This is a genomic window from Pseudoalteromonas sp. S327 (assembly GCF_005886415.1).
GTDB classification, from domain to species: domain Bacteria; phylum Pseudomonadota; class Gammaproteobacteria; order Enterobacterales; family Alteromonadaceae; genus Pseudoalteromonas; species Pseudoalteromonas atlantica.
On record NZ_PNDP01000051.1, the window covers coordinates 1 to 11,053 of the forward strand.

Consider the following 11,053-nt stretch of genomic DNA (forward strand, 5'->3'; position numbering starts at 1 on the left):
GATTTGAACCGACGACCTTCGGGTTATGAGCCCGACGAGCTACCAGGCTGCTCCATCCCGCGCCTGTAATTTCTTTGAAATAGTTTCGTGTTAATAACGAGCCTGTTTCGAAGAGAGCGCTATAATATAGGAATAAACTTATATTGCAAGGCTTTAACTAGTTAATTGTGTTCAACCGAACAAAAAGCAATCAACAAGCACTATAAATAGCTATCTCTGATGTGGGCTTATCATTTTTTGAAACTCCCAATCTGGGTGTCCCATTACAATAAAGTCAGGATTTTCAGTGCTCTCACGCTGGTTATAAGTAAGCGGATTAAATTCTGCATCGGTTATACACCCACCCGCTTCTTCTACAATAACTTGTGACGCGCCGGTATCCCACTCGCCTGTAGGACCAATTCGTAAAAAGCAGTCGGCTTTGCCCTCGGCAACTATACATGCTTTTAGCGAGCACGAGCCTACTGCAATAGTGGCAAACTGCGTATTTAAATACTGACTGACCGCTTCAATTTTTTGTCTACGACTTACTGCCAACGTTAGGTTATCGGGTGTTGCTACCGACATTTTTGTGTCGCTACCATTTTCTCGTTTAAATGCACCCTGATTAGCAGTAGCAAAGTAAGTGATCCCTTTTGCTGGCCAATGAATCACACCTAAAACGGGGTGATTATTTTCAATAAGTGCAATATTAACGGCAAAGTCACCACTTTCTAAAATAAACTCGCCAGTGCCATCCATCGGATCTAATAACCAATAGCGTTGCCAGTTCTTTCTTTGGGCAAGTGCCGGAATAGGCGTTTCTTCCGACATGATAGGGATGTCGGGCGCAAGCGCTTTTAAACCAGCAACAAGCACATCGTTAGACGCTAAGTCTGCTTTTGTAACAGGCGTAGAGTCTGACTTTTCTTGCTGGCCAATATCGTCTTTTTTATAAATAGCCATAATGGCATCGCCTGCACTTTGTGCAAGTTCAATACAAGGCTCTAGTAATTTATTCATTTGCAGCTCCAGACGCTAAATACTTATTTAATAATAGCAAAGCGGCAACACTGCGAGCTTCGGTAAAATCGTCTTGCTCTAATAATGACTGCCAATCTGTTAATGGCCACTTAACAACCACTAAAGGTTCGGGCTCATCACCTTCTAACGTTTGCGGATATAGTTGCTTAGCAAATAAAATATGCATGGTCGCGTTAAAGTAACTTGGCGCCATTGATACTACTTTTAGCGGCTCAAAAAATTCAGCACCAAAACCCACTTCTTCTTTAAGCTCTCTGTTTGCAGCTTGCTGTGGTGTTTCGCCTGGGTCTATCAAGCCTTTAGGAAAGCCTAATTGGTAGTCGTTTGTGCCCGCGCAATACTCACGTACCAGTAGCATTTCGTTATCTGCAGTTATTGGTACAATCATTACAGCCCCGCGGCCACCGCCACGTATGCGCTCATACTGGCGCTCTTCGTCATTAGAAAACTTAAGCTCTAACGATTCAACAGTAAATAAACGGCTTTTAGCAACTACATTGTTACTAATAATTTGAGGCGGAGTTGGGTGCTTTTTCTGTGTCATTGGCGTTATTTTGCTATCATGGCAGTTGTGCTTAATCATAAACTTTTCACAAGGAAAAGCCCATGCTAAATTGGTCAAAAATCGATACCGTTTTACTCGATATGGACGGAACATTACTCGATTTACATTTCGATAGTCACTTTTGGCTTAACGTTGTACCAGAGCAACTTGCGCTCACTCGCAATATTACCCTTGATGAAGCAAAAGCCGATATGCACAAACGCTATCAAGCGGTAAGTGGTCAAATACAGTGGTATTGCTTAGATTATTGGCAAGAGCAACTCAATTTACCGATAATGGAATTAAAACGCCAAACCCAGCACTTAATAAAAGTACGCGAAGATGTGCCCCACTTTTTAACAGAGTTAAAAAAAGCAGGTAAAGAGCTAATTCTTTTAACTAACGCCCACCCAGAAAACGTCATGCTTAAATTTGAACATACCGCGATAGATAATTATTTAGATGGCGTGGTGTCTACTCATCAATACGGAGTGAGTAAAGAGCAGCAAAGTTTATGGCATCAAGTACAAAAAGACTTAGGGTTTAATAAGCAGCGCACTTTGTTTGTTGATGATAGTGTGCCAGTTTTAAATGCTGCCCGAGAATACGGCATTGAACATTTACTTGCGGTGGCCAACCCAGATAGCCAGCAACCACATAATGTAATAGCCGATTACTTAAACGTAACCGACTACAGAAACATAATCTAGCAGCTAGATTATTGTTGCGGGTAACGCGCCACTAGGCCTTGATATACTAACTTTGCAAAGTCGGCATGTTCGGTATCAAGGCTTTTAACGACTTCGACTAAATGCTCGTTATCTTCTTGGCCATTCCATACTTTGATGTAGCTGCCATCTTTGTAGCCATGATCTTGGCGGAAAAAGTTTAACGTGTTTTTACCTACGTAACCGCGGTATAAATCGTCAATATCCATCCCTATTTGCGCCATACACCCTGCAAACGCGGCCGCGTTAAAGGTTTTATTTGCAACTGCTGAAGCTGCTAATATTTCAAGAGTTTGTTTAAAGTCATCTGCGGCCTGTGGTGCGCTAAGTTCTTGTTCTAGCTGCTTAGCTAACTCTTCGTAAGAGGTTGTTCCGTCAATTCTTAACGACAAACCAAAATGAAATATATCAACCAATTCTAGAATGACTTGCTCGGTGTCTGGGGTTTGTTTTTTCCACCACTTCCAACCGTAATGATCTAGCATTTCTGCACACTCTACCCAAATGGCTCTGTACCACTCAAAGCCTTGGCTAAACCATTGATCATGAACTTTAGTGTTCATGGCATTTTGCATTTCTAGCATTACTACTAGCTTATTTAAGTTGGCTGACATATCGTTTCCACTTGAGCTTTTAAATTACGCTTATGATACAGGCAAATAATAAAAAGTGCATTTTTGATCTATTATAAACAGCACATAAAAACAGGGCAGGAAATAATGATGAGTAAAGTGTTACTGCACACCTTGGCGACTATTGCAATGGCTGCTTTTTTAGTAACGAATGCGCAAGCAAGTACAGAAGGAATTGCTGCAGCCCCTGAGCAAGTATCACCATTATTACCTGGCTTAAGCGTGCCTAATATAACGCTCAAAGATCAACATGGTAATAATGTAGAGTTACAAAAGCGCTTTGCTGAAAAAACAACGGTGCTTATTATTTACCGCGGAGGTTGGTGTCCTTATTGCTCAAAGCAACTGGCTAATATACAAGAAATTGAGCAGCAACTCGCTAATTTAAACGCGCAAATTATTGCAGTATCGCCAGATAGCCCGGAAAAACTAGCCCAAAGTAAAATAAGCTCGCCAAATTATTTACTGCTTTCAGATGATAGCCTAACCCTAGCAAAAGCCTTAGGTTTAGCTTATTTTTTAGATGATAAAACAGCCGCTACCTATCGCAATAAGCGCGGTGTTAACTTTGTTGATGCCCAAGGCAAGGTAAACGTTGCCTTACCTGTACCGGCTGTATTTGTAATTGATAAAAACGGCGTTGTGTATTTTCAATACGCAAACCCTAATTACAAAGTACGTTTAACAGAGGAGCTATTATTAGCTGGCGTTAAATCAATAGAAAATCAATAATCTGTAGTTATACCAATCGACTTAAATATTTAACCATTCTAGGGTGCTAAATAGAGCGCTATAAATGCCTAATAACTTAACACAATTGATATTACAAAAAAGGCCAACTAGATTGGCCTTTTAAACATTTAACGCGAGCCACTAAACTCAGCCCACGACTCTATTAAATCTATAAAATCTTCAAAGCCACAACCACTCACTAGGCCATTTTCTTCAAGCATTAAGTCATCATCTTGATAGGCGACTAAATCTTCGCTGTCTTGGTGTAGAGCATGGGCTTCAAATAAGGCTTCGTCTTTAGAGAGTATTAAGTCTATCTCTTGGCCTTTTAACGTTATTGGCTCGTAACTTGTTTTTACCGAGCTAATAAGTGCTTGTACCATCGCGACTTTTTCTTTGCCAATTTCTTCGTTTAACCAGCGGCCAATTAGGGCATGCTCGCTGCTTATTTTAATGCGCAGCCCACTAATAGGGTCACGTATAAATTGATATTCCATAATTTTTACTTTTAAAACGCTAATGCACTAATTATACCCATAAATAGCCTTAAACACCGACCCTAAAACGCAAAATAGCGCCAATGGGCGCTATTAAATAGGTGACATAAAAGCTAACTTCGCGATCTAAAACGTGCAGCATCTATAATCGACCATAAATAAATAATAGGTACGAGTACGAAGCCTACTAATACATAAATAAGTGCGTAACTAATTATAATAGCTAGCGCAAAAAAGATAGCGGCTAAAATTCGCCCTTGTACCAATTGCCCTAAACCAGGAAAAAATATATTACACAACGCTGCAATAACATTACCGCCAGAACCTTGATCAGCCATACTCACCTCTGTAGTTAATTAATTTTAAGTTTTAGTTATTTACTTACTATCACACTTTATGCCAATTTATTAAAGCTTAAAAATCAAATAGTTAAATTACTACTAAATAACTGCTTTAGTATTTTTTACTAAATATAGGTCAATTTGATTATTTTTATTATTAATTATCGTTACTTAAGAGTACAAAAAAGCGACTAAGCGATTAGTTTTACAAGTATTTTTAGAATAGCTGTTCATAAAAACAGTATTTTATTTAGCCTAACAAAAACACCTGTTATACTGCCCTCATTATTGATTGAAAAGGCGTAACGATGGACGTTTCTGAATTACTCGATGGCTTAAATGACAAACAACGCGATGCCGTTGCAGCCCCACTACAAAACATGCTGGTATTAGCAGGTGCTGGTTCGGGTAAAACACGTGTTTTAGTTCATCGTATCGCGTGGTTAATGCAGGTTGAGCAAGCATCAGCCTATAGTATTTTTGCAGTTACTTTTACTAATAAAGCCGCTAAAGAAATGCGCACCCGTGTTGAAGAAACCCTAAAAGCCCCTGTCGGTGGCATGTGGATTGGTACATTCCATGGTTTATCACACCGTATTTTGCGCGCTCATCACCGTGAAGCAAACCTGCCAGAAGCCTTTCAAATTTTAGACTCTGACGATCAACTTAGAATGATCAAGCGCTTATTAAAATCAATGAATATTGATGACAAAAAATGGCCCGCCAAACAATTTGGCTGGTACATCAGCGCTAAAAAAGATGAAGCCCTGCGCCCTAAAGATATTCAAGCCTACGATATAAACGAGCAAATGATGCTACGTGTATATGCTGCCTATCAAGAGGCGTGTGACCGTGCAGGTTTAGTCGATTTTGCAGAAATACTGCTACGTAGCTACGAAGTACTTAAAAATAACCCTACGCTACTTCGCCATTACCAGCAGCGCTTTGCCCACATGCTGGTAGACGAGTTCCAAGATACCAATACCATTCAATACGCATGGTTAAAGCTACTTGCTGGTGATACACAAAGCATTATGATTGTAGGCGACGATGACCAGAGTATTTACGGTTGGCGTGGCGCTAAAATAGAAAACATTAAACGCTTTTTAACTGATTTTGACGCCGAAACCATTCGTCTTGAGCAAAACTACCGCTCAACCGCGACCATTCTAAAAGCATCTAATGCGCTAATTAAAAATAATTCAGAGCGCATGGGTAAAAGCCTTTGGACCGATGGTAACGAAGGCGAGCCTATATCAATTTATGCCGCCTTTAACGAGCTAGACGAAGCCCGCTTTGTAAGCAGCAAGCTACGCAGCTGGTTAAATGCTGGTAATGCGTTGCAAGACGCCGCTATTTTATACCGTAGTAACGCGCAATCTCGTGTACTCGAGGAAGCCATGCTTCAAGAAGGCTTAAAATACCGTATTTACGGTGGTATGCGATTCTTCGAACGTCAAGAAATTAAAGATGCGCTATCGTACTTACGATTGGTAGGAAACCGCCAAGATGACGCCGCATTTGAGCGTGTAATTAACACCCCTGCGCGCGGTATTGGCGATAAAACATTAAGTCATATACGTGATTGTGCACGTGCTGAGTCTCTGCCTCTTTGGTACGCAGCTAAAGCTATTGTTGAACAACAGCATTTATCTGGCCGCGCGGCAGGTGCAGTATCTAAATTTGTAGAGCTGGTTGAGCACATAGAAGACAAAATTAGTGACCTTACACTGCAAGAGCAAGCCAAATACGCTATTCAAACCTCTGGCCTTATGGCTATGTACCAAGCTGAAAAAGGTGAAAAAGGCCGAGCTCGCGTAGAAAACTTAGAAGAGCTTATCAGTGCCTGCGATCAGTATGAACTCCCCGAAGAAGAAGAGTTTAGCTCACCACTACAAGGCTTTTTAGCCTACACCTCACTTGAGTCTGGTGAAGGCCAAGCCGATGAACACGAAGACGCGGTGCAAATGATGACTCTTCACTCTGCTAAGGGCTTAGAGTTTCCACTTGTGTTTATGGTGGGCGTTGAAGAAGGCATGTTCCCATCGCAGCAAAGTAATGAAGAGTCAGGGCGCTTAGAAGAAGAACGCCGCCTTTGTTACGTGGGCATGACCCGTGCCATGGACAAACTTTACATAAGCCATGCTGAAAGCCGTCGTTTATACGGCCAAGAAAAGTACCATAGCCCATCGCGATTTTTACGCGAAATACCCGAAGATTGCGTAGAAGAAATTCGTATTAAAACACAGGTATCACGACCGCCTGCTGCAGGACGTTTTAGCGCATCAGTAAGCCATGCTGTATTTGAAGAAAGTGGTTTTAACTTAGGCCAACGTGTACTGCACGCTAAATTTGGTATTGGCACTGTACTTAATTACGAAGGCAGCGGCGCGCAATCGCGTGTGCAAGTAAACTTTGACGACCTTGGCAGCAAATGGTTAGTAACCGCATATGCACGACTTCAAGCTGTATAAGCGCAGTGTTGAGCAATTAACGCAGCAACTAACTGGCGCAAAGCATCGTCAGTTAGTGCTTATTACAGGCCAGCCTACGTGGTGCTATGAGCTATTAAGCGCGTTAACCCGTTCGGATGATGTAAAGTTACTTTCAAGCAGCCTTGCCAATGCCAGTTGGCCTGAGCATACTCATCAACTACTTGGGCAAGAGTTTCCTCATGCCGTTTATGATGGCTTTAGTGGCATTTACCCCGATAAACTCGCTGCATTAGCCGGCACCGTAAAAGCCGGCGGGCTTTTATTTTTATTACTGCCTGATTTACAACGTTTAGCCTCATGGCAAGACCCTGCGCTGCAAAGCGTGCAGTCTTATGGGTGTAGTAATCAGCAAAGCTATTTTAATTTACGTTTTTCTCGCCTTTTACAAACGCTACCTGCCATACACTTTGATGAACACACTGTCTTTAAACAGCCGCCGCTCAAAAGCAATGTAACAAATAAAATTGAGTATCAGGCGCAGCAACAGTGCGTTGAGCAAATAATTAAGGTGGCCACAGGGCGTGCGAACAGGCCTTTAATTATTAATGCCGACAGAGGGCGAGGAAAATCAGCCGCGCTAGGTCTTGCAGCCGCAGCATTACATGATAAAAAAATCATTGTATGCGCAACACAATTTAGAGCCACCCATAGCTGTTTTAAGCATTTAGCTAAAACCTTACAGGTGGAATACAAGGCTCAGCAAAAACATTTAGCTAATTTACAATACATGGCGCCCGATGCACTGCTTAATCAGTTGCCGCCATGTGATTTATTACTGGTCGATGAAGCCGCAGCAATCCCTGTACCCCTACTATTAGCCATGTTAAAGCACTACCCGCGTATAGTCTTTGCAAGCACCTTGGTAGGTTACGAGGGTAATGGCCGAGGCTATACCATTCGCTTTACGCAACATATTAAAGCAAATTACAAAGCGGCAAAAATTGTAAACTTAGAAGAGCCTTTGCGCTTTGCCAAGGGCGACCCTCTTGAGCAACATGTACGCACACTCTTTGCTTTAGATGCACAATATAACGAATACCAACCCGCTTTAAATAACATTGAGCATATTGAGGTCACTCAACAGCCACTCGTTGACAATGAGCCTTTACTGCAGCAAATAGTTGCGTTGCTAGCACTTGCCCATTACCAGAGCAGTGTTAACGATTTACGCCAATTACTTGATGCCCCAGCGCAAAGGCTGTTTATTAGTAGATGCGACATGCATGTTATGGGTGTGTGTTTAATAACAGTTGAAGGCGGTATGGATGCAGAGCTAGCTAAGCAAGTAATCAGTGGTGAGCGCCGCCCACAAGGGCATTTAATGGCACAATCGCTCGCGCAATTAAGCGCACAGCCAAGCTATTTAACAAAGCAAAGCGCACGCGTTATTCGTATAGCTGTTGCACCTAACCTGCACCAACAAGGCGTGGGTAAAGCATTGCTAGCGCATTGCCAGCATCAGCTAACACCCACCTGTAGTTATATAGGTGCAAGTTTTGGGGCTACAGCAGGGCTTTTACGTTTTTGGCAATCTCAGGGCTTTAGTGCTGTAAAGCTAGGTTATCAGCGAGATAAAAGCACGGGTGAGCACTCAGCCCTCGTTATTAAAGCATTAAACACATCCACGCAGGGCTTACATACCTTAGCTCAGCAATTTAAAAGTGATTTGTTTTATGGCTTATTAACGCACTTTAGCCAACTCGACAGTGAGTTAGTCAGTGAGCTAATAAGTAAATTTATCGATGAATCTAGCGTGCCCAGCCCACCTATAAACACTGCAATTAGTACAATAAATCGCTTTAATACCACGCCAAAACTATGGTATTTATTTAACCACTCCCCATCTTGCCTAATGGCAACTAAAAGTGAAGATCGCCACTTGCTGATACAAATGGTATTACAAAACCACAGTAATGAGCAGCTAATCAAGCAACATTGCTTAAGTGGAAAAAAAGCATTAGAGCAACAATTTAAACTCGCAGTTAAGTCACTAATTAAAAAACCACACAACCTTTAAGCTATTTATCTATTTTGTTCTATCCTTAAAGCATTACAAGGCAATTAAAGATAAAGGTATGGAATTCATAAACTTTCAAGTGGGCTGTAAAACCATTTCACTTAAAATTCTCGATATTTTACTCACCGAGCGGTTTGATAATAACCTCACTACATTGCCAAATAACAATAAGAGCTTTATTGGTGTAAAAGACTACATGGAAACCCCCACGCCGGTGTTCGACCTAGGTGTTATTTTAAATGGCAGCTCTACAGAGCAAAGTAATAAAAAAGCACTTAATGAGCTAAGAACCTGGCAAGCCTCGCTTAATGATTGGTTTAGCCAATTTGAAAAAAGCATCGCGCAACAGAGCCACGTAATAACAAACGATAAAACTCAGCTGCACAACATCGCCGTATTTTATAAAGAGTTTAAAACTGACAACAGTGACCTAAAAACTATCATAGAAAAACTTGATGAGCCTTTTCAAGCGCTAGTAACAGCAACAGATCGCGCAGTTAGTGCTCATAACGAGCAAGACTATAAACAAGCCAGTAAATATTTAGCGAGTATAAAGCGCAACAGCTTTATGCAATTACAACGACTGTTTGATGCGGCAAAAGAGCAAATAACACTCGATTATAAACCTATTATTGTTTTTACTACTAAAGATGGGCTCAACCCGCATATCGGATTACTAGTAGATAAAGTAGAGGACAATATAGATTATAAAAAAGAAGACATTAAGCCACTCGATAAATTAACCGAAGTAGGCTTTGATATAGACCCGCAAACCAAAGGCATGATGCGAGGACTAATAAAGTTAGCCGAAAAACACAGTGTTTTAATAGACCCTAGCGCAATATTTAGACCTGATCATTTAGCACAACAGGAAGACGAAGAAACACAAGCATATGGTTTATTCTAAAAATAAAAAAAGCCGAGAAGGTTCTCGGCTAATTAGCTTATAGCAACACGTTATACAGTAGCTATAATATCTTCAACTGGTAAACGCGCTTTAGGTTTGCCAAAGTTCCAATCTTCTTCTTCAACTGGGTAACCCATTGCAAGTGCCACTTCACAAATATGACCATCAAGCTCTTCGCTAAACTTCTCACCGATTAACTCTGGGTCAACACCTTCCATAGGCGTAGATGCAATATTTAAACGTGCCAGTGTATGCATAATGTTACCCAGTGCTAGGTAAACTTGTGCTTTAGTCCAGCTGCCATTGTAGCCATTTTCATCCGTATTCATTTCAGCAAAAGCGTAGGCACCCATAAAGCTTTCACGCATTTGCGCTGGTAAGTGACCAGAGCTCACTTCAACATCCACGCGTTTAACAAACTTCTCTTTAGTAAACTTAGGATCATAAGCTAATAACAGTGTATGCGACGCTTCTTTAGCGTGTAATTGATTAAACTGGTGCTTGTTAGCAAATGTATCGTGCAAACGCTGCTTAGCTTCATCACTTTCTACCAATACAAACTTCCAAGGTTGAGAGTTGATTGAAGAAGCAGACAAGCGAATAGCTTCTTTAATTACGTCAAGATCCGCCGATGAAATACGTTTGCTCGTATCGTATTTTTTAGCCGTGTAACGGTTATGTAAGTCTTTAATAATTTGATGAGACATGCTCTTCTCCCCTTTGGTAAGGTATGTAAATACAAGATGGGGCAAGTTTATAGGGTTTGCTATCAATTGATAATTAGCAAAATACTTAAAAGACTTTCTAAAAAAATTTGATAATAGATCAAGCCCATACCTTTTGGGATAACAGTGTTATTGGTGCGGGATCTGTAGTAACTAAAAATGTAGAGGCGGATACTGTTGTTGCTGGTAATCCAACTCGTGAGATAAGAACACTATAAATCGATGTTTTTTTGCGTCGGGTGTCGCTACGCTCGCCCGACCTACATTCTAGAAATAGATGAGTGTGCATTAATTGTCCGCATTTCACCTTTCTGTAGACGTAAAAAAGCCCGGCTCTTTCGAGTCGGGCTTTCTTGTATTTGGAGCCTGGCAATGTCCTACTTTCACATAGCAAATGCTACACTATCATCGG

Annotated in this window: 11 protein-coding genes and 1 pseudogene; 6 read left to right on the forward strand and 6 right to left on the reverse strand. The window is 41.2% G+C overall.

The window, feature by feature from the left end:
* Positions 1-210: 210 nt before the first annotated feature.
* Together cysQ and nudE are read right to left on the reverse strand one after the other, a co-directional pair.
* Complete coding sequence (gene cysQ / locus CWB60_RS15705; protein WP_004588670.1) at positions 211-1,002, reverse strand: 3'(2'),5'-bisphosphate nucleotidase CysQ; 792 nt, start codon at positions 1,000-1,002, stop codon at positions 211-213.
* Positions 995-1,567, reverse strand: a complete 573-nt coding sequence (gene nudE, locus CWB60_RS15710) for an ADP compounds hydrolase NudE (RefSeq protein WP_029772216.1) — start codon at positions 1,565-1,567, stop codon at positions 995-997. Before nudE ends, cysQ begins: the two co-directional genes overlap by 8 nt.
* A gap of 62 nt (positions 1,568-1,629) precedes the next feature.
* On the opposite strand from nudE, the gene yrfG reads away from it, so the two are divergent.
* The gene (yrfG, locus tag CWB60_RS15715) at positions 1,630-2,277 is read left to right on the forward strand and encodes a GMP/IMP nucleotidase (RefSeq protein WP_004588668.1); all 648 of its coding nucleotides are present in this window, start codon (positions 1,630-1,632) and stop codon (positions 2,275-2,277) included.
* Between the two features lie 8 nt (positions 2,278-2,285).
* On the opposite strand, the gene CWB60_RS15720 is transcribed toward yrfG, so the two are convergent.
* Complete coding sequence (locus CWB60_RS15720) at positions 2,286-2,909, reverse strand: dUTP diphosphatase (RefSeq protein WP_004588667.1); 624 nt, start codon at positions 2,907-2,909, stop codon at positions 2,286-2,288.
* A gap of 105 nt (positions 2,910-3,014) precedes the next feature.
* On the opposite strand from CWB60_RS15720, the gene CWB60_RS15725 reads away from it, so the two are divergent.
* Positions 3,015-3,659, forward strand: coding sequence for a peroxiredoxin-like family protein (locus CWB60_RS15725; RefSeq protein ID WP_404821063.1), 645 nt, complete (start codon positions 3,015-3,017; stop codon positions 3,657-3,659).
* A 128-nt stretch (positions 3,660-3,787) separates the two neighbouring features.
* Here CWB60_RS15725 and CWB60_RS15730 read toward each other — a convergent pair whose 3' ends face one another.
* Both CWB60_RS15730 and CWB60_RS15735 read right to left on the reverse strand, forming a co-directional pair.
* Positions 3,788-4,156, reverse strand: a complete 369-nt coding sequence (locus CWB60_RS15730; protein WP_054983969.1) for a YacL family protein — start codon at positions 4,154-4,156, stop codon at positions 3,788-3,790.
* A gap of 113 nt (positions 4,157-4,269) precedes the next feature.
* The gene (locus CWB60_RS15735; RefSeq protein WP_004588664.1) at positions 4,270-4,494 is read right to left on the reverse strand and encodes a hypothetical protein; all 225 of its coding nucleotides are present in this window, start codon (positions 4,492-4,494) and stop codon (positions 4,270-4,272) included.
* Positions 4,495-4,805: 311 nt separating this feature from the next.
* Between CWB60_RS15735 and uvrD the strand changes: the two genes are divergently transcribed.
* From uvrD to CWB60_RS15750, 3 genes are read left to right on the forward strand one after another with little or no spacing between them, the layout of a single operon-like run.
* Positions 4,806-6,971: a DNA helicase II gene (uvrD, locus tag CWB60_RS15740; protein WP_138579411.1), complete on the forward strand. Its 2,166-nt coding sequence runs from the start codon at positions 4,806-4,808 to the stop codon at positions 6,969-6,971.
* The gene (locus tag CWB60_RS15745) at positions 6,949-9,009 is read left to right on the forward strand and encodes a tRNA(Met) cytidine acetyltransferase TmcA domain-containing protein (protein WP_138579409.1); all 2,061 of its coding nucleotides are present in this window, start codon (positions 6,949-6,951) and stop codon (positions 9,007-9,009) included. The genes uvrD and CWB60_RS15745 overlap by 23 nt, the downstream gene beginning before the upstream one ends.
* Before the next feature lie 58 nt (positions 9,010-9,067).
* Complete coding sequence (locus tag CWB60_RS15750; RefSeq protein ID WP_138579407.1) at positions 9,068-9,916, forward strand: chemotaxis protein; 849 nt, start codon at positions 9,068-9,070, stop codon at positions 9,914-9,916.
* 50 nt (positions 9,917-9,966) lie between these two features.
* Here CWB60_RS15750 and CWB60_RS15755 read toward each other — a convergent pair whose 3' ends face one another.
* Entirely contained in the window at positions 9,967-10,623 is a 657-nt protein-coding gene (locus CWB60_RS15755) for an NAD(P)H-dependent oxidoreductase (RefSeq protein ID WP_055255136.1), read from the reverse strand.
* Positions 10,624-10,760: 137 nt separating this feature from the next.
* Between CWB60_RS15755 and CWB60_RS21000 the strand changes: the two are divergent.
* Positions 10,761-10,859, forward strand: a pseudogene (locus CWB60_RS21000) (sugar O-acetyltransferase); the annotation flags it as partial.
* Between the last annotated feature and the right edge of the window lie 194 nt (positions 10,860-11,053).